This window comes from Rhodococcus sp. GQ147, assembly GCF_059759155.1.
Genome location: NZ_JCAXDU010000016.1, coordinates 118,184 through 142,158 on the forward strand (window position 1 = coordinate 118,184; position 23,975 = coordinate 142,158).

The 23,975-nt window shown below is 69.5% G+C and carries 22 protein-coding genes and 1 pseudogene; 10 read left to right on the forward strand and 13 right to left on the reverse strand.

The genetic code is table 11. The features are described from left to right. Positions 1–15: 15 nt before the first annotated feature. Entirely contained in the window at positions 16–1,200 is a 1,185-nt protein-coding gene (locus tag AC6CID_RS18440) for a PP2C family protein-serine/threonine phosphatase (RefSeq protein WP_498354297.1), read from the reverse strand. 176 nt (positions 1,201–1,376) lie between these two features. On the opposite strand from AC6CID_RS18440, the gene AC6CID_RS18445 reads away from it, so the two are divergent. Both AC6CID_RS18445 and AC6CID_RS18450 read left to right on the forward strand, forming a co-directional pair. After that, the gene (locus AC6CID_RS18445) at positions 1,377–1,733 is read left to right on the forward strand and encodes an STAS domain-containing protein (protein ID WP_259443448.1); all 357 of its coding nucleotides are present in this window, start codon (positions 1,377–1,379) and stop codon (positions 1,731–1,733) included. 55 nt (positions 1,734–1,788) lie between these two features. Continuing rightward, on the forward strand, positions 1,789–2,271 hold the full coding sequence (locus AC6CID_RS18450; RefSeq protein ID WP_024100519.1) for an ATP-binding protein: 483 nt from the start codon (positions 1,789–1,791) through the stop codon (positions 2,269–2,271). 82 nt (positions 2,272–2,353) lie between these two features. Here AC6CID_RS18450 and AC6CID_RS18455 read toward each other — a convergent pair whose 3' ends face one another. Next, on the reverse strand, positions 2,354–2,479 hold the full coding sequence (locus tag AC6CID_RS18455; protein ID WP_019288990.1) for a hypothetical protein: 126 nt from the start codon (positions 2,477–2,479) through the stop codon (positions 2,354–2,356). On the opposite strand from AC6CID_RS18455, the gene AC6CID_RS18460 reads away from it, so the two are divergent. Both AC6CID_RS18460 and AC6CID_RS18465 read left to right on the forward strand, forming a co-directional pair. Further along, on the forward strand, positions 2,478–2,669 hold the full coding sequence (locus tag AC6CID_RS18460) for a hypothetical protein (protein ID WP_024100517.1): 192 nt from the start codon (positions 2,478–2,480) through the stop codon (positions 2,667–2,669). The genes AC6CID_RS18455 and AC6CID_RS18460 overlap by 2 nt on opposite strands. Positions 2,670–2,788: 119 nt before the next feature. Then, a pseudogene (locus AC6CID_RS18465) lies at positions 2,789–3,082 on the forward strand (DUF3349 domain-containing protein); the annotation flags it as partial. Between the two features lie 189 nt (positions 3,083–3,271). On the opposite strand, the gene rdgB reads toward AC6CID_RS18465, so the two are convergent. From rdgB to clpS, 7 genes are all read right to left on the reverse strand, one after another. Beyond that, entirely contained in the window at positions 3,272–3,883 is a 612-nt protein-coding gene (gene rdgB / locus AC6CID_RS18470) for an RdgB/HAM1 family non-canonical purine NTP pyrophosphatase (RefSeq protein WP_006554745.1), read from the reverse strand. A 7-nt stretch (positions 3,884–3,890) separates the two neighbouring features. After that, positions 3,891–4,679, reverse strand: coding sequence for a ribonuclease PH (rph, locus tag AC6CID_RS18475; RefSeq protein ID WP_006554744.1), 789 nt, complete (start codon positions 4,677–4,679; stop codon positions 3,891–3,893). Positions 4,680–4,713: 34 nt separating this feature from the next. Next, positions 4,714–5,475, reverse strand: a complete 762-nt coding sequence (locus tag AC6CID_RS18480; protein ID WP_071934706.1) for a cyclic nucleotide-degrading phosphodiesterase — start codon at positions 5,473–5,475, stop codon at positions 4,714–4,716. 143 nt (positions 5,476–5,618) lie between these two features. Next, a complete protein-coding gene (locus AC6CID_RS18485) occupies positions 5,619–6,245 on the reverse strand; it encodes a rhomboid family intramembrane serine protease (RefSeq protein WP_006554742.1) in 627 nt (208 codons plus the stop codon). 26 nt (positions 6,246–6,271) lie between these two features. Continuing rightward, positions 6,272–7,402 carry a P1 family peptidase gene (locus tag AC6CID_RS18490; RefSeq protein ID WP_071934705.1) on the reverse strand — a complete coding sequence of 377 codons (1,131 nt, stop codon included), beginning with the start codon at positions 7,400–7,402 and terminating at the stop codon, positions 6,272–6,274. Continuing rightward, the gene (aosR, locus tag AC6CID_RS18495) at positions 7,363–7,941 is read right to left on the reverse strand and encodes an oxidative stress transcriptional regulator AosR (RefSeq protein ID WP_024100511.1); all 579 of its coding nucleotides are present in this window, start codon (positions 7,939–7,941) and stop codon (positions 7,363–7,365) included. Before aosR ends, AC6CID_RS18490 begins: the two co-directional genes overlap by 40 nt. A 24-nt stretch (positions 7,942–7,965) precedes the next feature. After that, positions 7,966–8,322: an ATP-dependent Clp protease adapter ClpS gene (clpS, locus tag AC6CID_RS18500; protein ID WP_024100510.1), complete on the reverse strand. Its 357-nt coding sequence runs from the start codon at positions 8,320–8,322 to the stop codon at positions 7,966–7,968. Between the two features lie 69 nt (positions 8,323–8,391). Between clpS and AC6CID_RS18505 the strand changes: the two genes are divergently transcribed. The 3 genes from AC6CID_RS18505 to AC6CID_RS18515 are packed head-to-tail and all read left to right on the forward strand — an operon-like array spanning position 8,392 to position 12,399. Further along, a complete protein-coding gene (locus AC6CID_RS18505; protein WP_498354289.1) occupies positions 8,392–9,723 on the forward strand; it encodes a nicotinate phosphoribosyltransferase in 1,332 nt (443 codons plus the stop codon). A gap of 5 nt (positions 9,724–9,728) precedes the next feature. Beyond that, entirely contained in the window at positions 9,729–10,346 is a 618-nt protein-coding gene (locus tag AC6CID_RS18510; RefSeq protein WP_498354290.1) for a nicotinamidase, read from the forward strand. 25 nt (positions 10,347–10,371) lie between these two features. Then, the gene (locus AC6CID_RS18515) at positions 10,372–12,399 is read left to right on the forward strand and encodes an ATP-dependent DNA helicase (RefSeq protein WP_498354291.1); all 2,028 of its coding nucleotides are present in this window, start codon (positions 10,372–10,374) and stop codon (positions 12,397–12,399) included. 22 nt (positions 12,400–12,421) lie between these two features. On the opposite strand, the gene glgP is transcribed toward AC6CID_RS18515, so the two are convergent. Next, positions 12,422–14,998, reverse strand: a complete 2,577-nt coding sequence (glgP, locus tag AC6CID_RS18520) for an alpha-glucan family phosphorylase (protein WP_498354292.1) — start codon at positions 14,996–14,998, stop codon at positions 12,422–12,424. A 486-nt stretch (positions 14,999–15,484) separates the two neighbouring features. Here glgP and AC6CID_RS18525 point away from each other — a divergent pair, with 486 nt between their 5' ends. Genes AC6CID_RS18525 through AC6CID_RS18535 form a run of 3 tightly spaced genes read left to right on the forward strand, consistent with a single transcriptional unit; the run spans position 15,485 to position 21,187 of the window. Beyond that, positions 15,485–17,503, forward strand: a complete 2,019-nt coding sequence (locus tag AC6CID_RS18525) for a maltotransferase domain-containing protein (protein WP_024100506.1) — start codon at positions 15,485–15,487, stop codon at positions 17,501–17,503. Continuing rightward, complete coding sequence (gene glgB, locus AC6CID_RS18530) at positions 17,500–19,710, forward strand: 1,4-alpha-glucan branching protein GlgB (protein WP_006554733.1); 2,211 nt, start codon at positions 17,500–17,502, stop codon at positions 19,708–19,710. Before AC6CID_RS18525 ends, glgB begins: the two co-directional genes overlap by 4 nt. Before the next feature lie 28 nt (positions 19,711–19,738). Further along, on the forward strand, positions 19,739–21,187 hold the full coding sequence (locus AC6CID_RS18535) for a neutral zinc metallopeptidase (RefSeq protein ID WP_064257057.1): 1,449 nt from the start codon (positions 19,739–19,741) through the stop codon (positions 21,185–21,187). A 58-nt stretch (positions 21,188–21,245) separates the two neighbouring features. Here AC6CID_RS18535 and AC6CID_RS18540 read toward each other — a convergent pair whose 3' ends face one another. From AC6CID_RS18540 to AC6CID_RS18550, 3 genes are all read right to left on the reverse strand, one after another. Next, positions 21,246–22,136 carry a tetratricopeptide repeat protein gene (locus AC6CID_RS18540; protein ID WP_019288978.1) on the reverse strand — a complete coding sequence of 297 codons (891 nt, stop codon included), beginning with the start codon at positions 22,134–22,136 and terminating at the stop codon, positions 21,246–21,248. A 115-nt stretch (positions 22,137–22,251) separates the two neighbouring features. Next, positions 22,252–22,611, reverse strand: a complete 360-nt coding sequence (locus AC6CID_RS18545; RefSeq protein ID WP_006554730.1) for a DUF3817 domain-containing protein — start codon at positions 22,609–22,611, stop codon at positions 22,252–22,254. 105 nt (positions 22,612–22,716) lie between these two features. Further along, complete coding sequence (locus tag AC6CID_RS18550; RefSeq protein WP_498354293.1) at positions 22,717–23,907, reverse strand: acetyl-CoA C-acetyltransferase; 1,191 nt, start codon at positions 23,905–23,907, stop codon at positions 22,717–22,719. Positions 23,908–23,975: the final 68 nt, after the last annotated feature.

Below are 23,975 nucleotides of genomic sequence, written 5' to 3' on the forward strand. Positions count from 1 at the left end.
GTCATGCGGTGATGATCACTTCCTGTTCCATTGCACGTGGACGACTGCCACGTCGTCGGACAGCCCTCCCCTACTGTCCGCGAGTTTCTCGGCACCGTCGATCAGCGAGTCGGTGAACTCGGCAGCCGGCAGATGGGCGCGTTCGCGCGCGAGCTCGAGGAGTCCTTCCTCACCGAGTCGTTCCGGGCCGTCGCCTCGATGACCCTCGAACAATCCGTCGGTGAACAACACGATCGCGCCGCCCTCGGGCAGATCCAACTCGTGGACGGGCCAGGTGGCCACTCCCGGCAGCAGGCCGAGAGCGGGACCACCGGGCGCTTCGATCCAGTCGATGGTTCCGCGGTGGCGGAGCAGCAGCCCGGGATGACCGGCCCGCATGACCTCGACGGTGCCGTGGTCGGCACACATCGTGAGGTTCGTCATCGACGCGAAGAAGCGACTCTCCGTGCGCTCGGCGACGAGCAGTTCCTCGAGTTGGTGCAAGCGGCGGGGACCGTCTACCCCGCTGAGCACGAGCGTGCGCCACGCGATGCGCAGGCCCACGCCGAGGGCGGCCTCGTCGGGGCCGTGACCGGAGACGTCGCCGATGAGGACGTGGACGGTGCCGTCGCCGGTCTGCACGACGTCGTAGAAGTCGCCGCCGAGAAGAGCAGACGACCGGCCGGGTCGGTAACGGGCGACGACGTCGAAGTCCTGCCCGTCGCGCAGGAGTGGGGACGGGAGCAGGCCGCGTTCGAGTCGGGCGTTCTCCTGCGCGTGAAGCTGGCTCGCCTGGAGTTCCGCCGCAGCGATCTCGGTCTGCTTTCGCTGGATGGCGTAGCGGACGGCGCGGCCGAACAGATCGGGTTCGACGCGTCCCTTGACGAGATAGTCCTGGGCGCCGACGGACAGCGCGGCGAGGCCGGTCTGTTCCTCCGCGAGGCCGGTGAGGACGACGATGGGGACGGAATCGGTGATTTCCTGGATGCGGGCGACGGCTTCGAGGCCGCTCGCATCGGGCAGGTGGAGGTCGAGAAGTACGCAGTCGGGAGCCGACGTGGCGAGTTCGTCGCGGGCCTGCGCAAGTGTCTGCACCCACACGACAGTCATCTCGGGGGCACTGTCGACGACGAGTTCCTCCACGATGAGCGCGTCGCCCGGATCGTCCTCGATGAGGAGCAACGACGGTGGTTCGACCGACTCGCTCTGCGCTCGGTGCATGTCCACTCGGCGCCCCTCCCTCCCTGCTCGAAAGGGAACATTACAGACTCGACGACAGCATGGTCACAGGGTGGTCACGGCGGGTCGCGGCCACGGCCGACGGACCGATATGTGCATCTATCGGCACGATCTTGCATGATGGCAAGGTGAACGATCCCATGACCGCGCATCCGCATATGACTGTTTCCACGAGCCGTATCGGCTCCGTGGCCGTACTGTCCGTCAACGGCGAAGTCGACATGACGAGTGCCCCGCTCCTCGAGCAGGAAGCCCTCGCACTCCTCGACACCGACATCTCCGGTCTTATCGTCGACCTCAGCGGGGTTGATTTCCTCGCTTCGATGGGTATCGCTCTGTTGGTCGAGTTGTCCAAGCGAGCCGGCGACAACACCGGTTTCGCCGTCGTGGCACATGGCAGCGCCACGGCACGCCCGCTCGAACTCCTCGGCCTCGGAGAGGTCCTGGCGATCCATCCGAAGCTCGACGACGCGCTCGTCGGCCTCGGTAACTCGCCGGAAGGCGTCTCCGAGTAGACCGCCGTACCCGACGAACCGAGGAGCCATGTCGTCTGCGCCCGAGGAGTCAGCTTTGCTTTTTCCCGACGAGATCCGTTCGTCGGGTGTGCGAGCCGACCCGACCGAGATTGCAGGCCTGCGGGTCGTCACGAGGCGGTGGCTGGCGAAGCTCCCCCTCAGCGAGGACCAACGACAGGACATACTGCTCGCGAGCTACGAAGCGCTCGCGAATGCCGTCGAGCACGCCTATGCGCCGGACGACGCGCACGGCACGCTCGACTACGAGGCGACGTATCTGCCCAACGAGGGTGAGGTGGTCGTGCGGGTCGTCGACCACGGCTCCTGGCACGACGCCGTCGACAGCGACGCCCGACGTTCACGCGGTCACGGGCTGACGCTGATCCGCAATCTGGCCAGCGACGTCCAGGTCTCGGCCGGCCCGAAGGGCACGGTCGTCGAGATGCGCTGGGTCCTCGAGGAGACGGACAGGGCAGAGAACGACAGGGTAGGGGACGACAGGGCAGGGGACGAACTCTCGTCCCACGACGCGAGCTGATCTGCGCGGTAGGCGCGCGTCGCGAGTTCCCGATCGAAGCGGCCGCGGGAGGAGCACGATGCTCCTCCCGCGGCCGCTTTCGTCATACCTGCAGGGCACCCACGTCCGGCTTCGCGGGACCGAACTTCGGTGCCAGTTCGCGGCGTGCCGCACGGTCGCCGAGGTGTTCGAGCAACCGGCGCCCGGGAGCCGATCTCGTCAGGACCATGTGGCTGCGTTTCCATCTCCGCGGACGCGGTAGCCGCCCTGTGGAGGCGATCGCGTGGATCTTCGTGCGCACGGTCGAGAACGTGGCCGTCTCCTGTGTTCTCGACCGTCCCCCGGTGGATCGGGACGTCGTGGCCGACGAGCTCACCGCCATGGTCACGGCGTATCTGCGGGACATGTCGCTCCCCTGACGGGGCGAACCAGGTGTTCCTCGCTATCGTGGCGGGAACCCTGTGACCCTGACAGGGGGTTTCCGCCGGACCCTTCGGTTCGAAGGGTCCGATGCGGGACGGTGAGTGAGGAGGCGGCGATGGCGCGTTGGAATCCACGGGTGGTACTGGACTGGTTGCGTGCGGGATATCCCGAGGGGATCCCGGCCAAGGATCACTTCGCGTTGCTTGCCGTGCTCGAGCGTCGGCTCACCGACGAGGAACTTCTCGAGGCGATCGAGACGGCGGCGGCGACCGCGTCCGAGCACCCGGAGCGGCAGGTCGACCACGACACCCTGCGGAAGATCGTGGCAGGGGTGATCCACGAGGAACCGGACCCGCAGGACGTCGAGCGCGTCCGTGAGCAGCTGGTCGCTGCGGGCTGGCCCGTTGTGGGCGGTGAACTCTCCCGCGGCGACGAGGCGGCCGAACCCGTCGAACCGAATACGCAACCGACGACCGGGACGACTGCGGCGCCGGCATCCGACGCTGTTGCTGCATCGGATACCGACGCCGCGGAACCCGTGCGCGAGGAACGTGGGACGCAGGCCGGCGCGCGTTAGCGACTCGCGGCGAGCCGCGAATCAGGCGCTTGCGGCGAGCGCAGCGAGGGCGGGCACGAGCTGGGCGAGCGCCCGTCCTCGATGCGACTGTGCGTCCTTCTCCTCCGCGGACAGTTCCGCGGCGGTGCGTTCCTCGCCTTCGGGGCGGAAGACCGGGTCGTAGCCGAAACCGTTCTCGCCGCGCGGCTCGCGCACGATGCTGCCGCGCCATTCGCCGCGCACGACGGTCGTGACGAATCCGTCGTCCGACGGCACCACGAGCGCGCACGCCGACACGAAGGCCGCGCCGCGACGCTCGTCCGGCACATCCTGCATCTGGCCGAGCAGCAGTGCGGTGTTCGCCTCGTCGTCGCCGTGGCGTCCGCTCCAGCGCGCCGAGAGCACGCCGGGCATGCCGCGCAGGGCGTCGACCTCGAGACCGGAGTCGTCGGCGACGCAGGGCATCCCTGTGGCGGCTGCGCCGTCGCGGGCCTTGGCTCCGGCGTTCGCTTCGAAGGTCTCCCCCGTCTCGGGTGCCTCCGGGTAGGGCGGGACGGTGTCGAGACCTACGAGTTCGATGCCGTCGATCCCGGCGCGGTCGAGCACGCGCTGCAGTTCGCGCAGCTTCTTCGCGTTGCGACTTGCGACCAGCACCCGCACGTCAGACTCCGAACTTCTTCTTGACGACCTCCGCCTCGACCGGCTCGGGCAGGGTGCCCAGGTACGGCTCGGCGAGCACCTCGCGCTGGATCCGGCACAGTTCCTCGATGCCGGCGAGCGAGGAGTCGAGCATCGCGTCGAGCGTGGAACGCGGGAAGGTCGCGCCTTCGCCGGTGCCCTGGACCTCGACGAGGGTGCCTGTCTCGGTGGCGACGACGTTCATGTCGACCTCGGCGCGCACGTCCTCCTCGTAGGGCAGGTCGAGACGGACACGTCCGTCGACCACGCCGACGCTGACGGCGGCGATCTGGCACGAGATGGGCTGCGGGTCGGCGAGGCTGCCCGCGGCACGCAGGTAGGTCACCGCGTCGCACAGTGCGACATAGGCGCCGGTGATCGCCGCGGTGCGGGTGCCTCCGTCGGCCTGCAGCACGTCGCAGTCGATCGCGATGGTGTTCTCGCCAAGGGCGGCGAGGTCGATGCATGCGCGCAGCGACCGGCCGACGAGCCGGCTGATCTCCTGGGTGCGGCCGCCGAGCTTGCCCTTGACCGATTCGCGTCCGCTGCGGGTGTGGGTGGCGGCGGGAAGCATCGCGTACTCGGCGGTGAGCCAGCCGAGACCGGAGCCCCTACGCCACCGCGGCACGCCTTCCTCGACGCTGGCGGTGCACATCACGCGGGTCTGTCCGAATTCGACGAGCACGGAGCCCGCCGGGTGGTTGGTGAAACCCCGGGTGATGCGAATGCTCCGGAGTTCGTCGTCCGCTCTGCCGTCTTCTCGTGTCGTCACTCGTCCGAGCCTAGGCGATCCGGGGGCGGGCCTTTCAGATGCGGTACACGTCTCCGGCGGTGACCGCGTGGACCGGTCCGGAGTACTCGGCCTTGGCCTCGGCGATGACGTCCTCGCGGGAGGTCCACGGCGGGATGTGGGTCAGGAGGAGTTCGCCGACACCGGCGAGGGCCGCGACGCGACCGGCCTCGGTGCCCGAGAGGTGCACGCCCTCGGGGCGTTCCCCCGGCGCGTGGGTCCACGACGCCTCGGCGAGCAGCACGTGGGCGCCGCGGGCGAGTTCGACGACCGAATCGCACATGCCGGTGTCGCCGGTGTAGACGAGGGTGCGGCCGGAGTCGCTGGTGATGCGGAAGCCGTAGGCCTCCGGCGGGTGGTGGACGCGGCCGGGGCAGATGGTCAGGCTCCCGAACCGGATTTGCTCGCCGTCGCCGAGCATCCGGACGTCCAGGGTGTCGCTGACGTCGTCGACCTCGCCGGGGATCTCCGCGGACGCCACACCGATGCGGTGGGCGGTGCCGGCGGGACCGTAGGTGAGGACGCGGCCCTGCGGCGGGGACGGCGAGTAGCGGCGCCAGACCAGCAGACCGGGCAGGTCGAGGCAGTGATCGGCGTGCAGATGGGACAGGAGGATCGACACTTCGCCGGGGTCGGCGTGGCGCTGGAGCGCGCCGAGGACGCCGGGACCGAAGTCGATGACCAGGGGCGGGGTGTCCGGTGCCGTCAGCAGGTAGCCGGAGGCTGCGGAATCCGGCCCGGCCACACTGCCCGAGCACCCCAGAACGGTCATGCGCATATCAGCCATGCTGCCATGCCGAAGGTCCCTCGATGAAGCCAACGCGCGTATTGCGGCGCAGACTCACAGTGGCCGGGAAGGTGTGACGCGCGGATCGTTCGGCCACTTCGCGCGGCCGATCGGCGGGTTGTCGGCGCGGGTGGTCAGCGCGGCACGACCGAGGGGGTGGTGCGACGGGCGCGACGCGCGTCCGCGGACAGCGCCCACGCCGCGAGAACGCCGCCGACCGCACCGAAGAAGTGCCCTTCCCAGGAGATCCACGGTTCGCTCGGCAGCACCCCCCACAGCATGCCGCCGTAGAGGAACAGCACCACGACTCCGAGCAGGATCTGCCCGGCCTTGCGGGTGAACACTCCGCGCACGATCAAATAGGTGAGCCACCCGAAGATCAGGCTCGACGCTCCGATGTGGGTCTCGCCCGAGCCCGCGATCAGCCACGTCCCCACTCCTGCGACGACCCAGATGATCGCGGTCGCGGCCAGGCCGCGCCCGATGCCGGAGAGCAGCACCAGGAAGCCGAGGACGAGCGCGGGCACGGTGTTGGCGGTGAGGTGGGCCCAGTCGGCGTGCAGGATCGGCGCGAACAGCACGCCCCACAGCCCGTCGGCGGTGCGGGGTTCGACACCGGCCGCGTCGAGATCGGCGGGGAGCACCGCATCGACGGTCTCGATGCCGTAGAGCATCGCGACGAACCCGCCGATCCACAGTCCGGCACGTTGCCAGATCGGCCGGATGCGGGTGTCGGCGCCGGTGCCGCTGGGAATGGTCATGGCACCATTCTGCCGTCACGTACCGGTCAGTGGCCGAAGACCGAGGGCAGCACGTCGCGATAGGCGGGGATGTCGGCCACGGAGGTCGCGGACAGGATCGCGTCGACGATCGCGCGTTCGACCACCACCGCGGCGGCCTCGCACACCGCGGCGAGGATCGGCAGTTCGGCGGCGAAGGCCAGGATCGACGGGGCGTCGCCCAGTGCGTCGGAGACGTCGGCGGTGCCGGTCGAGAGGGCGAAGATCGTGTCGCCGTCGAGCGGTGAGTGCGCGGGACGGATCGCGCGGCCGAGACCGTCGTGCCCGGTGACTGCGACGCGACGGCACGCCGCCTTCGACAGCGGTGCGTCGGTGGCGACCACACCGATCGTGGTGTTCAGGACGGTGCCCTTGTCGCCGAGCGCGCGGGCCGCGGCCAGATCCGCCGCGGAGGGCGACGACAGTCCGAGTTCTTCGGCTCGCGCGGCGTCGACGCCCCAGGGCAGTCCGGTCACGGGGTCGAACACCGAGCCGACGGGGTTGGCGACCATCAGTGCCGCCACGGTCACCCCGGTCGCGGGACCGTCCGTGATCCGCACGCTCGCCGAGCCGATGCCGCCCTTGAGTGCCCCGGCGCGGGCACCGGTGCCGGCGCCGACGCTGCCGCGCTCGAGGTGCGTGGAGCTGGCGGTGGCCGCGGCGGTGCATCCGGAATCGGCGGTCGGGCGCGCGGACCACTGACCCACCGGCAGGTCGAAGATGACGGCGCCGGGGACGATCGGGACGACCGCGCCGGGCGCGCCCATCGGGATGCCCTTGCCGTTCTTCTCGAGATAGCGCATCACGCCGTCGGCGGCTGCCAGCCCGTATGCGCTGCCACCGGTGAGGAGGACCGCGTCGACACGCTGCACGGAATGACTCGGATCGAGCAGGTCGGTCTCCCGGGTGCCCGGTCCCCCGCCGCGCACGTCCACCGATGCGACGGCGGACGGGTCGGCGAGCACGACGGTGCATCCCGTGGCGGCGCCCGTACCGGGAATCTCGGGGGTGCCGACGGTGACCTCGGGATCGAGGCGCTGCCAGTGACCGACACTCAGACCCGCCACGTCGAGCAGCGAATCGGTCGGCCCCGGCACGGTCACGGCTGAAGCGCCTGGACGAGGGAGTCCTGCATCCATGTCAGCCAGTGGTAGACGTCGAGATGCGGGGCACGCGGATCGTCGTCGTCGAGGACGTCGGGGGTGTCGGCGTCGATGCCGAGGGTGGTGCCGAGCGCGAGCCGCACGTCGTTGAGCCCGTACAGCCAGGCTTCGGCCTGTTCGGGATTGAGCACCACCTTGCCGCCGCCTTCGGGCACGGTGCGCAGGATGACCGCGCCGGCGGCGAGCTTCGCATCGATGATGCTCGGTTCGTGCAGGCTCCGCATCGCACCGTTGAGGTCGGCGGCGTCGTCGCCGACATCGGCGACGGCATCGGCGTCGGGGCGGTGGAAGTCGGGAAGGAGTCGTCGCAGCGCCGGGATCTCGGGCGGGGTGGCGTTACCGGTGCGCAGGCCGGTCAGCGCCGCGAGGTCGTCCTGCGGGGCCTGTCCGGCGCGTTCCTCGAGCATGCCCAGCACGGAGGACACGAGCGACCGCAGCACCGACGCTTCGTGGGCGTCCATCTCCGACCGGAGCTTGGGGCCGCTGAGCGAGTTCTTCCTGGTCCACTGCCGCACGTCGGTCGGGCCCTCCTGTGGGGATCATTCGTCGCGTTGCATCGTCGCCCACAGTCCGGCGGCGTGCAGACGCTGCACGTCGTGTTCCATCTTGTCACGCGAACCACTCGACACGACGGCCTTGCCCTCGTTGTGGACCTTGAGCATGAGCTCGGTGGCCTTGGCCTTGCTGTACCCGAACAGCTTCTGGAAGATGAACGTCACGTAGTGCATGAGGTTGACGGGGTCGTCCCAGACCACGGTCACCCATGGCCTGTCGACCGCTTCGATCTCCTCGACGATTTCGGCCTCGGCCGGAACGGCCTGTCCCGCCATGGCCGGAACGGCCTGGCCGGCCATGAATCGGACGTCGAGCGGAGTGGTCGTACTACACGGCGCCATGTTCCCAGGGTACGACTTCGGAGCACGGCGAAAAACCCGCCTCGGAGGCCGTGGCTCTACAGTGATCGGGTGCCCGAAGCCATTCACCGTGCCGGTCGTCCCGGCACCGCACTGTTCACGGACAAGTACGAGTTGACCATGCTCGAGGCTGCCCTGGCGGACGGCATGGGCGACCGCCCGTGCGTCTTCGAGGTCTTCGCCCGGCGTCTTCCCCCGGGCCGGCGGTACGGCGTCGTCGCAGGCACCGCGCGGTTGATCGAGGCACTCGGATCGTTCCGGTTCGACGAGGCCGAACTCGAACTCGCCGCCGGTTTTCTCGCTCCGCGCACCGTCGAGTGGCTGCGCGACTTCCGGTTCTCCGGCGACATCGACGGCTACCGCGAGGGCGACTTCTACTTCCCGGGTTCACCGATCCTGTCGGTGAGCGGCACCTTCGCCGAGTGTGTGCTACTCGAGACGCTGACGCTGTCGATCTTCAACCACGACAGCGCGATCGCCTCCGCGGCGGCGCGCATGGTGAGTGTGGCCGACGGCCGCGCGCTCATCGAGATGGGGTCGCGGCGTACCCACGAGGAAGCGGCGGTCGCCGCGGCGCGCGCGGCCTATCTCGCGGGCTTCGACTCGACGTCCAATCTGCAGGCCGCACAGCGGTACGGCATCCCCGCAGCGGGTACCGCCGCGCACGCGTTCACCCTGCTGCACACCACGACGGCTGGTCGCGACGAGGCGTCCGCCTTCCGCAGCCAGGTCGAGAGTCTCGGTGTGGGCACGACCCTGCTGGTGGACACCTACGACATCACCGAGGGCGTGAACACGGCGATCGCGGTGGCCGGCCCCGAACTCGGTGGCGTGCGGATCGATTCGGGCGATCTCGGTGTGCTCGCCCGCCAGGTGCGCGAACAACTCGACGGACTCGGCGCGACCCGCACGAAGATCGTGATGTCCGGTGATCTCGACGAATACGGGATCGCGGGTCTGCGCGCCGAACCGGTCGACGGCTACGGCGTCGGCACCTCGCTGGTGACCGGCTCGGGAGCTCCGACGGCGGGCATGGTCTTCAAGCTCGTGGAGGTCGACGGCCTCGCGGTCGAGAAGCGCAGTGCGTCGAAGGAGTCCCGAGGGGGCGCGAAGCGGGCCGTCCGGTACGCGCGGAGGACGGGCACGCTCGTCGAGGAGGTCGTGTACCCGGCCCGCGCCGAGCAGGTCCCGCCGGGCGAGGGTTCACAGGTCCACGAACTGATGATCCCGCTGGTCCGCGGCGGCGAGGCGGTCGGCGATCTGCCTACCCTGGAGGAGAGCCGTGAGTACCTCCGGCAGGGCATGGTGCGTCTGCCGTGGGAGGGCCTGACGCTCTCGGCCGGGGATCCCGCCATCCCCACCCGATTCGTCCGTGAGGGGTGAGTGCCATGCGCGCATTGCTGGTGGTCGACGTCCAGAACGACTTCTGCGAGGGCGGTTCGCTCGCCGTGGAGGGCGGCTCGCGGGTGGCGTCCGACATCACCCGGTTCCTGCAGGCGCACGGTGACGACTACGCGTACATCGCCGCAACCCGCGACCACCACGTCGATCCCGGAGACCATTTCTCTCCCGAACCCGATTTCGTCGACTCGTGGCCGCCGCACTGCCGGGCAGGGACGCCGGGCGCGGACTTCCACCCGGAACTGACTACGGACCGGTTCGAGGCCGTCTTCTCGAAGGGTGCCGACGACGCCGCCTATTCGGGCTTCGAAGGAATCGACGACGAGGGCACGACGTTGGCGTCGTGGTTGCGCGACCGCGGCGTGACGGACGTCGACATCGTCGGGATCGCCACCGACCACTGTGTGCGGGCCACCGCGCTCGACGCGATCGCGGAGGGTTTCGGCGCCCGGGTGCTGCTGCCGTACACCGCCGGGGTGTCGGAGACGACGATCCGCCCAGCCCTCGAGCGGATGCGCGAGGCCGGTGCCGAGCTGGTCACCGACCTTCCCGGCGTCACCGATATCACCGAAGTCACAGGTAGCTGGGCCGCAGACCGAAGGTGACGGTGGGGACCGATAGCCTGTGCCGGTGCCGGATCTCCCCGAAGTCCCAGAATTGCTGCGAACCGCGGTGCACGCGCTGGGCGGTAAGGAGCGGCGCAACCAGCTGACGATGGCCTCGGCCGTCGCGCACAGCATCGATACCGGCGAACACCTCGCCGTGCAGGCCGGCACGGGTACCGGCAAGTCGCTGGCCTATCTCGTGCCGAGCATCCGCTACGCGGTGAAGACGGGTCGCACCGTGGTGGTCTCCACCGCGACCATCGCGCTGCAGCGGCAGCTCGTCGAGCGCGACCTGCCGCGACTCGCCGACGCCCTCGCCGGTTCGCTCGGCCGTCGCCCGCGTTTCGCGATCCTCAAGGGTCGCGGAAACTACCTGTGTCTGAACAAGATCCATACCGGTCTCGCCGAGGAGACGCCCGACGCCGAACTGTTCGACGCGTTCGCCCTCTCGCGCATCGGCCGCGAAGTGCGGCGGGTGACGGAGTGGTCGTCCACCACCGAGACCGGCGATCGCGACGACCTGTCCCCCGGTGTCTCCGATCAGGCGTGGCGTCAGCTGTCCGTCACCGCCCGCGAGTGCCTCGGCAAGTCGCGGTGCCCGGTGGGAGAAGACTGCTTCGCCGAGATCGCGCGCGCCGAGGCCGCGCAGGTCGACGTGGTCGTCACCAACCACGCGCTGCTCGCGATCGATGCGATCACCGGCATCTCGATCCTGCCCGAGCACGATGTCGTGGTCGTCGACGAGGCCCATGAACTCGTCGATCGGATCACGAACGTCGCCACGGCCGAGTTGTCGCCGGGCACGGTGTCGGCGGCTGCGCGGCGCTGCGTCAAGCTCGTCGAGGACCAGGAGATCGACCGGCTCGACGGTGCCGCCGAGAACTGGGAGTCGTTCCTCGAAGAACTGCCGGCTGGGCGCTGGGACGAACTGCCCGAGGGCGCGGCGGCCGCGCTGGCCTCGATCCGCGATGCCGCCTGGGCCGTACACACGGCGATCGGACCGGCCAAGCCCGGCACCGATCCCGAGGTCGCCGCGGCCCGCAGTCAGGCGCTCGCGGAGATCGACGAGGTGCACGACTGCGCGGTCCGGGTGCTGACGACCTTCGAGCAGCGAGACCCTTCGCAGCGACCCGACGTCGTGTGGCTTGCCGCCGACGAGTTCCGCGGCAACGTGCGCCGCACCGTGCGGGTCGCGCCGCTGTCGGTCGGTGGGTTGTTGCGCAGCCGGTTGTTCGGTGAGTCCACCGTCGTCCTCACGTCCGCGACCCTCACGGTCGGCGGGTCGTTCGACGGCCTCGCGGTCAACTGGGGTCTGCCGCCGCAGTCGCCGGCCCGCAGCGACACCACCTCCGCGTCGGGTGCCGAACCTCCTTCCGACAAGGGCGATCTCGCGTGGAATGGGATCGACGTGGGGTCGCCCTTCGATCACGCGAAGGCGGGCATCCTCTACATCGCCAAGCATTTGACGCCACCCGGCCGCGACGGTCTGCCGCCCTCGCATCTCGACGAGATCGCCGAACTGGTCACCGCCGCCGAGGGGCGCACGCTCGGGTTGTTCTCCTCGATGCGCGCCGCGAAGGCCGCCACCGAGGCGCTGCGCGAGCGTCTCGACACGCCGATCCTGTGCCAGGGCGACGACGCGACCGGCGCGCTGGTCGAGAAGTTCGCAGCCGACGACGCGACGAGCCTGTTCGGCACCCTGTCGCTGTGGCAGGGCGTCGACGTTCCGGGCCCGTCGCTGTCGCTGGTGATCATCGACCGGATTCCGTTCCCCCGCCCCGACGATCCGCTGCTGGTCGCCCGGCAGCGCGCCGTGGAGGCTCGCGGCGGCAACGGGTTCATGGCGGTCGCCGCCAATCACGCCGCTCTGCTGTTGGCGCAGGGTGTCGGGCGACTGTTGCGCAGCACCGACGACCGGGGTGTGGTGGCGGTGCTCGACTCGCGCCTGGCGACCGCACGGTACGGCGGTTATCTGCGTGCGTCGCTGCCGCCGTTCTGGGAGACGGCCGATCCGGCGGTGGTCCGCCGGGCACTCACGCATCTGCGCGGCTGAGCACCCGGCGGGTCCTGATCTCCTACGGGAGCGCGACCATGCCGAGTTCGGCGGGTGAGGCGAGCAGCCCGTGCCTGGGCAGCACCCGCACCGTGTAGCCGACGGCGCCGGCGAGCGGCAGCGGCACGGTCGCGGTGAACTCCTCTCCCAGCGGGTCGGTACCGATGTGCTGCATCGGCACGGTGACGGGGTCGCCGATCGTGTCGTCGGAGCCCACGCGCCCGACCACGGCCTGCACCTCGACATCTTCCGGTGTCAGGTCGCCGAGCTGGACGTGCGCGGTCAGCCCCAGCGGCAGGCCGATCTGCGGCACGTCCGGGATCGGCGTCGAATCGACCTGCGCGACACGCACTCCCGGCCACGCCGCCTCGATGCGGTGCCGGTAGTCGGCCAGCGCCCGCGCACCCGCGTAGTCGTCGGCGGTCACCTTCGAGGCTGCCGCGGCCGCGGGGATGTAGTAGTCGACGGCGTAATCGCGCACCATGCGCGAGGCGAGCACCTTCGGGCCGAGATCCTCGAGCGTGTGGCGCACCATCTCGATCCAGCGGGCCGGCACACCGTCGGAGTCGCGGTCGTAGAAGCGCGGCAGCACCGAGCGTTCGAGCAACTCGTACAGCGCGGCGGCCTCGAGATCGTCGCGGCGGGTGTCGTCGACCCCGTCGGCGGTGGGGATGGCCCAGCCGTTCTCGCCGTCGAACATCTCGTCCCACCATCCGTCGCGGATGGACAGGTTGAGACCGCCGTTGAGAGCCGACTTCATGCCCGACGTACCGCACGCCTCGAGCGGGCGCAGCGGGTTGTTCAGCCACACATCGCAACCCCAGTACAGATAGCGGGCCATCGACATGTCGTAGTTGGGCAGGAAGACGATTCGGTGCCGCACGTCGTACTCGTCGGCGAACCGCACGACCTGCTGGATGAGCGCCTTGCCGGCGTCGTCGGCGGGGTGGCTCTTGCCGGCGACGACGAGCTGCACGGGCCGTTCGTCGTCGAGCAGCAGGGCGCGCAGCCGTTCGGGGTCGCGCAGCATCAGGGTGAGGCGCTTGTAGGTGGGCACGCGCCGCGCGAACCCGACGGTGAGGACGTTCGGATCGAAGACCGACTCGATCCAGCCCAGTTCGGCCTCGGTGGCGCCGCGTTCGAGCCACGACTCGCGCAGCCGGCGACGCACCTCGGCGACGAGCTGGGCGCGCAGCGCGTTCCGGGTGGACCACAGTTCCTTGCGGTCGATGGTCTGGAGCAGTTCCCAGCCGCGGGCCTCCTCGACGCGGTCGGGTCCGGCGAGGCGGTTGGCGAGCGCGATCCATTCGCGCGCGGCCCAGGTGGGGGCGTGCACACCGTTGGTGACCGAGCCGATGGGCACTTCGGCGGCGTCGAATCCGGGCCACAGTCCTTCGAACATGCCGCGGCTGACCTCGCCGTGCAGCTTCGACACACCGTTGCAGCGCTGGCCGAGGCGCAGACCGAGATGTGCCATGTTGAACACGTTCGGGTTGCTCTCGCGTCCGAGCGCGAGGATGCGGTCGACGGTGAGGCCGGGCAACAGTGCCGACTCGTTCTCGCCGTTGGTGCCCGAGAAGTAGTGGCGCACGAGATCGATCGGGAAGCGGTCGATACCCGCGGGCACGGGGGTGTGAGTGGTGAAGACCGTGCCGGCCCGCACGGCGGCGAGCGCTTCGTCGAAGTCGAGTCCGGCGCCGGTGACGAGTTCGCGGATGCGTTCGGCGCCGAGGAAGCCCGCGTGTCCCTCGTTCATGTGGAAGACATCGGGGTCGGGCAGGCCGTGGATGCGCGTGTAGGCGCGCACCGCGCGGACACCGCCGACGCCGGCGAGGATCTCCTGCTTGATGCGGTGGTCCTGGTCGCCGCCGTAGAGGCGGTCGGTGACCCCGCACAGCTCCTCGTCGTTGGACGGGATGTCGGAGTCGAGCAGCAGCAGCGGGACGCGCCCGACCTGGGCGATCCAGATTCGCGCGTCGAGTGTGCGCCCGCCCGGCACGGCGACCTGCACGAGCGCGGCGGTGCCGTCGGCCTCGGTGAGCAGTCGCAGCGGCAGGCCCTGCGGGTCGTAGGAGGGGTAGTGCTCCATCTGCCATCCGTCGGCGCTGAGCGACTGCCGGAAGTAGCCGGACCGGTATAGCAGGCCGACGCCGATGAGCGGCAGGCCGAGATCGGAGGCGGCCTTGAGGTGGTCGCCGGCAAGGATTCCGAGGCCGCCGGAGTAGTTCGGCAGCACCTCGGTGACACCGAACTCCATGGAGAAGTAGGCGATGCCGGCGGGCAGTGTCGTGCCGCGCTCCTGCTGTTCCTGGAACCAGCGGGGGCGGGTGAGGTAGTGCTCGAGGTCGGCGGCAGCGGCGTCGAGCCGGGCGAGGAAGTCGCCGTCCTCGGCGAGCGCATCGAGTCGGGCCGGCGGCACCTCGCCGAGCAGTCGGACAGGGTCATTGCTGCACCGGCGCCACAGGTCCGGGTCGACCGATTCGAACAGGTCCTGGGTCTGCGGGTGCCACGACCATCTGAGGTTGACCGTCAGGGCTCCCAGCGCAGCCAGCCGCTCGGGAAGATGGGCTCGTACGGTGAACCGGCGCAGTGCTTTCACGGGGTGCACACTACCGACCGACCGAGCTTCGTGACGGCCGGGCGGCGGATCTCATGTGCCCGGATCCATGCCGGTCGCGGACAGGATCGCCCGGCACCCGGAGAGGGCCACACCGCGGGGCCTTCTCTCCTGCGGCCGACCTCCCGTCGACCGGTGGACTCAGAGTCCGCCGAGGAGCAGGTGCAGCAGGTCTCCGACGACTCCGATCAGCCCGGCAACCAGACCCATGTGTTCTTCCCTTCGTCGTGCCTCCGAGGAGGCTGTTGTCGTCTTGCAGAACAAACAGTAGGGAGCGGGGTGTTGCCGTCCGGTCAATTGAAGTGAACAGTGAGTTACAGATAATTTCGCCGCTGCAGAGGGGATCCTTCGCGGGTCCCGCCGCATGCACAGCCGCGCGGCGCGACCTCCATTACGGTGGTTCGAGACACGGTCGTTGCCCCCATCGGCCCTGCTCGTCCACCCGGACCCGCACGGAACGGAGCTAGCGTGACAGGTCGGCTCGCCATCGACGACGTACAACCCTCCATCGACGGAGGGCGTTATCCGACGAAGGCGGTCGTCGGGGAGGTGGTGCCGGTCTCCGCCGTGGTGTGGCGCGAGGGCCACGACGCGATCGCCGCGACACTCGCCGTTCGAGGACCGGCCGACGATCCCGAATCCGCCGGCAGGCTGGTGCGGATCCCGATGGTTCCGGGCACCGAACCCGACACCTTCCACGCCACCTTCTCCCCCACGAGCGTCGGTGCGTGGACCTACCGGGTCGAGGCGTGGAGCGACCCGGTGGCGACCTGGCGGCACGCGGTCACCGCGAAGACCGACGCCGGGCAGGACGCCGCCGAACTCGCGAACGACCTCGAGGTCGGCGCACGGATCTTCGAGAAGGCCGCGAAAGGCGCACCGCGCGGCAACCGTCCCGCTCTCCTCGCGGTCGCTGCGTCCCTGCGCTCCGACCGTCCGCTGGCCGAGCGCATCGCCCCGGCCTTCGCCCCCGACGTCACCGAGATCCTCCGCGCCCATCCGCTCCGCGAGCTGATCACGCGTGGAAAGGCGTTCACGGCGTTCGCCGATCGTCGCCGCGCGCTGTTCGGCTCCTGGTACGAGTTCTTTCCCCGGTCCACCGGAGGCTGGTACGAGGACGGAACCCCGCGGCACGGCACCTTCGCCACGGCCGCCGCAGATCTGCCCCGCATCGCGGCGATGGGCTTCGACGTCGTCTACCTCCCCCCGATCCATCCGATCGGCAAGGTCAACCGCAAGGGACCGAACAACACCCTCGTCGCCGGCCCGGACGACGTCGGGTCGCCCTGGGCGATCGGTTCCGACGAGGGCGGCCACGACGCCATCCACCCCGAACTCGGCACCGAGCAGGACTTCCGCGATTTCGTCGCCCGCGCGAAGGAACTCGAGCTCGAGGTCGCCCTCGATCTCGCCCTGCAGTGCGCCCCCGACCACCCGTGGGCGCGTGAGCACCCGGAATGGTTCACCGTGCTGCCCGACGGCACGATCGCGTATGCGGAGAACCCGCCCAAGAAGTACCAGGACATCTATCCGATCAACTTCGACGACGACCCCGAGGGCATCTACGCCGAGGTCCTGCGCGTGGTCCGGCACTGGATCCGGTTGGGCGTCGACATCTTCCGCGTCGACAATCCGCACACCAAGCCCCCGAACTTCTGGGAGCAGCTCATCGCCGAGATCAAGCGCACCGATCCCGACGTGCTGTTCCTGTCGGAGGCGTTCACCCGGCCCGCCCGCATGTATGGGCTCGCGCGACGCGGATTCACGCAGTCCTACACGTATTTCACGTGGCGGGTCGCGAAATGGGAGCTCACCGAGTTCGGTACCGAGATCGCCGCGAAGGCCGACGAGGCCAGGCCGAACCTGTTCGTCAACACCCCCGACATCCTGCACGAGACCCTGCAGCACGGCGGACCGGGCATGTTCGCGCTGCGCGCGGCGCTCGCCGCCACCCTGGCTCCCTCGTGGGGCGTGTACTCGGGGTACGAACTGTTCGAGCACCTCGCGGTGCGGCCGGGCAGCGAGGAGTACCTCGACTCGGAGAAGTACCAGTTGCGGCCGCGCCGATACGACGAGGCACGCCGGCGCGGCGAGTCGCTCGAACCGTGGCTGACCACCCTCAACCGCATCCGGCGCGCGCATCCGGCGTTGCAGCAACTGCGCAACATCGCCTTCCACCACGTCGACAACGACGCGCTCATCGCCTACTCGAAGTTCGATCCGTCCACCGGGGACTGCGTCCTCACGGTGATCAACCTCAACCCCTATGGGGCCGAACAGGGCACGGTCTGGCTCGACATGCCGGCGATCGGGCACGACTGGCACGACCACTTCCCTGTTTACGACGAGGTGAGTGGGGAACAGTACTCGTGGGGACAGGCCAACTACGTGCGCCTCGAGCCGTGGCGGGCGGTGGCGCACATCCTGGTCCTGCCCCCGATCGGCATCCCCACCCGCACAACGCTCGCCTACAGGAGGCAGTCGTGACCGTGCCGCCCCAGACGCCGGGCGCCGATGTTCCGCGCCGGCGCCACAGCCCGCGACCGGAGGACCTCGACCTGCTCGCCGCCGGTGAGCACCACGATCCGCACGCGGTGCTCGGGGCCCATTCGCATCCGGAGGGGACGGTCATCCGGGCACTGCGCCCCGGGGCCGAGAAGGTCGCCGCCCGGATCGGTGGTCGCGACCATCCGCTCGAACCCGTGGGCGAGGACGTCTTCAGCGCCCTGATCCCGGTCTTCGATCTCGCCGACTACCGGCTCGTGGTGACCTACCCGTTCGATCACGTCGAGGTCGTCGCGGACGGTTACCGCTTCATGCCGACGCTGGGCGAGCTCGACCGTCACCTGCTGAGCGAGGGCCGGCACGAACGGCTGTGGGAGGTGCTCGGCGCCCATCCGCGGACCTATGAGACCCCGGACGGCCCGGTGACGGGCACGTCCTTCGCCGTGTGGGCACCGGGCGCACGCGGGGTCACCGTCGTCGGCGACTTCGACGGCTGGGGTGGACGCACCGCCCCGATGCGGGTGCTCGGCTCGAGCGGTGTCTGGGAGGTCTTCGTTCCCGGTGTCGAACCGGGCGCGCTGTACAAGTACCGGGTGCACGGCCGCGACGGATCCGTCCGCGACAAGGCCGACCCGATGGCGTTCGCCACCGAGGTGCCCCCCGCGACCGCGTCGAGGGTCACGGAGAGTCGCTACACCTGGAACGACGACGACTGGGTCGCGACCCGCGAGAAAGCGCAGCCCTGGCAGGAACCGATGGCGGTCTACGAGGTGCACCTCGGTTCGTGGCGCCCGGGCCTGAACTACGTCGAACTCGCCGATCAGCTCGCCGAGTACATCCTCGAGACCGGTTTCACGCACGTCGAGCTGCTGCCGGTCGCCGAGCATCCCTTCGGCGGGTCGTGGGGTTACCAGGTCACCTCCTACTACGCTCCCACCTCCCGGTTCGGCACTCCCGACGAGTTCCGCGCGTTCGTCGACCGTCTCCACGCCGCCGGGATCGGCGTGATCATGGACTGGGTGCCCGCCCACTTCCCGAAGGACGAGTGGGCGCTCGCGCGCTTCGACGGCAGCCCCCAGTACGAACATCCCGATCCGCGCCGCGGCGAACAGCTGGACTGGGGCACCTACGTCTTCGACTACGGCCGGCCCGAGGTGCGGAACTTCCTCGTTGCCAACGCCCTGTACTGGATCGAGGAGTTCCACATCGACGGTCTGCGCGTCGACGCCGTGGCCTCGATGTTGTACCTCGACTACTCGCGCCCCGAGGGCGGCTGGACGCCGAATATCTACGGCGGGCGCGAGAACCTCGAGGCCGTTGAGTTCCTGCAGGAACTCAACGCCACCGTCCACAAGCACTATCCGGGGATCGTGACGGTCGCGGAGGAGTCGACCTCCTGGCCGGGCGTGACCCGCTCGACGAACGTCGGTGGGCTCGGCTTCAGCATGAAGTGGAACATGGGCTGGATGCACGACACCCTCGGCTATCTCGGCCGCGATCCCGTGCACCGCACCTACCACCACCACGAGATCACGTTCTCGCTCGTGTACGCGTGGAGCGAGAACTTCGTACTCCCCATCAGCCACGACGAGGTCGTCCACGGCAAGGGCACGCTGTGGACGCGACTGCCGGGCGACGACGCCACGCGTGCAGCCGGCCTGCGGTCGATGCTCGCCTACATGTGGGCGCATCCCGGCAAGCAGTTGCTGTTCATGGGCCAGGAGTTCGGGCAGGTCGCCGAGTGGTCCGAGGAACGCGGCCTCGACTGGTGGCAGCTCGACGAACCGCTCCACGCCGGTATCCACCGCCTGGTGTGCGATCTCAACGGCATCTACCGCTCGCACCCGGCGCTCTACACGCTCGACACCACGCCCGGCGGATACTCGTGGATCGACGCCAACGATGCGCACAACAACGTCCTGTCGTTCCTGCGCTACGGCAGCGACGGCTCGGTGGTCGCGTGCCTGCACAACTTTTCGGGCACGACCTACGGCGACTATCGTGTCGGATTGCCCGAACCGGGCACGTGGGAGGAAGTGCTCAACACGGACGCGACCGCCTACCAGGGCAACGGAGCGGGCAACTTCGGGGCCGTGGAGGCCGACGAACATTCGTGGCACGGGCGTCCCGCCTCGGCTCGGGTGACCTTGCCTGCGCACGGTGCCATCTGGTTGTCGTTGCGGAGGTGACGCTGCCCGACGACAGGAGCACAACGACATGCGACGGACGCACCGGTTCGCGCGACTGGTGGTGCCCGCACTGACCGTCGTCCTGCTGGCGGGTTGCGCCCAGCGGATCGAAGGAACGGCGGTGTCGATCTACGACAACCCCTTCACCGTGGCGGGGCTGCCCGTCACCTCCGGGGCGTCGGGTCCGCGCAGCGGGGTGCCCGATGCGGACATCGAGATCGAGAACACCGACGGCGGTCCCGTCGACGTCCTGGCCGGCAACGCGATCGCCGACATCGAGGAGTACTGGCGTCAGGAGTTCGCGTCGGTCGCCCGGGGCACCTTCCGCCCGGTCGAGACGATCGTGTCGTGGGATCCGTCCGAGCGACGGGGCCCGCGTTTCTGCGGCAAACCCACCTACGACTTCATCAACGCGGCCTACTGCAGCGGTGGTGACGAGATCGGATGGGACCGCACCTACCTGATGCCGCAGCTCATCGACAGCTTCGGACCGATGGCCGCGGTGACGGTCCTCGCTCATGAATACGGGCACGCCGTCCAGCACACGGCGGGGCTGGTCGCCGAGGACGACCCCGGCATCGTGTTCGAGCAGCAGGCCGACTGTTTCGCCGGTGCGTTCATGCGGCACGTCGCGGAGGGCCGGTCGACGCACTTCCAGCTCGACACCTCCGACGGGCTGAACAACGTGCTCGCGTCGATGGTGCTCTTCCGCGACGCCGATCCGAACGACCCCGACTCGATCCACGGCTCGGCCTTCGAACGCGTGACGGCCGTGCAGATCGGATTCACCGACGGGGCCGGCTCATGTGCACGCATCGACGCCGCCGAGATCGAGTCGCGCCGCGCCGACCTGCCGCAGTACTACAACTCCGCAGACGACGGCGAACTGCCGGTCACCGACGAGTCGGTCGAGGCGATCTTCGAGTCGTTCCACCAGGTCTTCGACCTGGACGCCCTGCCGCAACTCGATCTGTCGGGCGCCGACCTCGGGTGCTCGGACGCCCGGGCCACCTCACCGGTGTCGTACTGCCCCGCGACGAACACCGTGGGCGTCGACATGGAGGCACTGAGCGAGCGCGGTACGGCCACCCCGCCGGGAAGCGGCTTCGATCCCGGTGTCCGCGGCGACTACAACGCCTACGTGCTCGTCGCCTCCCGCTACGCTCTCGCGGTGCAGAAGGAGGCCGGCCAGTCGCTCACCGAGCCGCGCACGGCGCTGCGGGCGGCGTGCCTGTCGGGGGTCATCAGTGCCGCGCTGAGCCCGGACAGCACCCTCGCCTCGAACGTCGACCCGAGCCAGGTGCTGGTGTGGCTGTCCCCCGGCGACCTCGACGAGGCGGTCTCGGGCCTGCTCACCGACGGTCTGGCCGCGAGCGACGTCAACGGCAACACGGTGCCGAGCGGGTTCGCGCGGGTGGATGCCTTCCGCACCGGCGTCCTCGGCGGCGAGGCGGGCTGCACCGGCCGTTACCGCTGAGACGACACCGGCCGCCCACCACGAGTGGTGAGCGGCCGGTCCGGCGGATCGGTACGGATCAGTAGAGGGCCATCGCGAGCTTGCGGCGCGACGACACCACGACCGGATCCGCGGCATCGAACAGTTCGAACAGTTCGAGGAGCCGGGTGCGTGCCGCGGTGCGTTCGTCCCCGGCGCTGCGACGCACGAACTCGATGAGACGACCGAAGGCCGCCTCCGGCTGCTGCGCGAACAGTTCGGCGTCGGCCGCGGTGAACTGGGCTTCGAGGTCGTTCGGAGCGGCATCGGCGCGCTCGATCGCATCCTCGGGAATCTTGCTCGCGCGGGCCAGGAAACGCACCTGGCGCAGCGCGGCCTGCGCCTCGGTGTTGTTCGGCTCGGAGTTCAGGACGAGCTGGTAGGCCGCCTCGGCGCCCTCGAAGTCGCCGTTCTCGAGTGCCTGCTCGGCAGCCTCGAAACGCGGGTCGGCGGGCTGTTCCTCCGGCTCGGCGCCGGGCGGGCCCGACAGCTTGCCTGCGACGGCGTTCCGGATGGCGTCGAGCCACTGACGCAGCGCGGGCTCGGGCTGCACGCCCTGGAAGTCGGCGAGCGGCTGGCCGGCCGCGATCGCGACGACCGTGGGCACCGACTGGACGCCGAAGGCCTGGGCGATCCGCGGGTTCGCGTCGACGTCGACCTTCGCAAGGACCCACGCACCGTTTGCCTCGTTCGCGAGCTTCTCGAGAACGGGTGAGAGCTGCTTGCACGGTTCGCACCAGGTCGCCCACAGGTCGACGATCACGGGCACCTGCATCGACCGCTGCAGCACCTCGGTCTCGAACGTCGCTTCGGTGACGTCCACGATCGGGGCGATGGCACCGGGTGCGGCGCCGTCGCCACCGGACGGAGGCGGAGGCGGCGGCGCGGAGGCCCTCTCCTTGAGCGGTGAGAGATCCACCGCGCCGGACATCGCCGCGGCGACGGCGGCAGAACGTGCTGGACGGGAACCGGGTCGAGTCACGTCCACCATTTTGTCACGAGTGGTCCGAATCGTGCTGCGCGGACCGGGGGACGTCGCCGTGAGGTCAGACGGTCGCGGTGGCGTCCTCGCGGGTGGCGGGAGCGGACAGCTCTCCGAGGCGACCGGTGCGCACGGCCCAGCGCTCGAAGACGATCGTGCCGAACGGGGGCACGCTCGAGACGAGGGCGAGGAAGGTCGTCTTGAGATCCCACTTCAACGACCACGCCGTGAGGAGCGCGATGAGCACGAACGGGATGAAGCCGGCCACGCCGTGCACCATGCCCGGGATCGCGATGGCCTCTTCGTAGCCGAGCACCCACTTGAAGAACATGGCGATCAGGAGGGCGAGCCAGGTCACCGCTTCCCAGATCGCGATCAGCCGGAATCGTTTCGCGGGCGTGGACACGTCGAGGATGTTGGTCATGCGGCCATTGTGCCGAAAGGCCTACGACAAGCCGTAGTTCAGTGAGAGACATCACGGCCCCGGCATGCTTGCGCCGGGGCCGTGATCATGCTTTAGCGAAAGGGGTCAGTTCTCGGGCACCCGCACGATGAGCGCGTCGCCCTGGCCGCCACCACCGCACAGGGCGGCAGCGCCGACACCGCCGCCGCGGCGCTTCAGCTCGAGCGCCAGGTGCAGCACGATGCGCGCGCCCGACATGCCGAGCGGGTGGCCGAGCGCGATCGCACCGCCGTTGACGTTCACCTTCGCGGGATCGATGCCCAGCTCACGGGCTGAGACGATGCCGACGGCGGCGAACGCCTCGTTGATCTCGATCAGGTCGAGCTCGGTCGGGTCGACGCCCTCACGCTCGCAGGCCTTGGCGATCGCCCGTGCCGGCTGCGACTGCAGGGTCGAGTCCGGTCCGGCGACGACGCCGTGGCGGCCGATCTCGGCGATCCAGCTCAGCCCGAGCTCGGTGGCCTTGGCCTTGCTCATCACGACGACCGCGGCGGCACCGTCGGAGATCTGCGAGGCCGAACCGGCGGTGACGGTGCCGTCCTTCGAGAAGGCCGGACGCAGCGAGCCGAGCGACTCGGTGGTGGTCTCCGGGCGGATGCCCTCGTCGGCGGCGAAGACGATCGGGTCGCCCTTGCGCTGCTTGATCGACACCGGCACGACCTCGTCCTCGAACAGGCCGTCCTTCCAGGCGCGGGCGGCCCTCTGATGCGAGGCGGCGGCGAAGGCGTCCTGCTCGGCGCGGGAGACGAAGCGGTCGCCGGAGTTGGCCGACTCGGTGAGGTTGCCCATCGCCTGGTCGGTGAAGATGTCGTGCAGGCCGTCGTAGGCCATGTGGTCGCGCAGGGTCACGTCGCCGTACTTGAAGCCGGCGCGGGACTTCTCGAGCATGTGCGGGGCCTGGCTCATCGACTCCTGACCGCCGGCGACGACGACGTCGAACTCGCCCGCGCGGATCAGCTGGTCGGCCATCGCGATCGCGTTGATGCCCGACAGACACACCTTGTTGATGGTCAGCGCCGGGACGTCCATCGGGATGCCGGCGGCGACGGCCGCCTGACGGGCCGGGATCTGGCCGGCGCCGGCGGTGAGCACCTGGCCCATGATGACGTATTCGACCTGCTCAGGAGCCACACCGGCACGCTCGAGCGCACCGGAGATCGCCACGCCACCGAGATCCGATCCGGAGAAATCCTTGAGCGAGCCCTGAAGACGCCCCATGGGCGTACGGGCTCCGGCGACGATGACAGAACTGCTCACGGGACATTCCTCCGAAAGATCGGCATGTGATCGGAAAACTCCACTCGGATATTCACCTGAATCCCGAT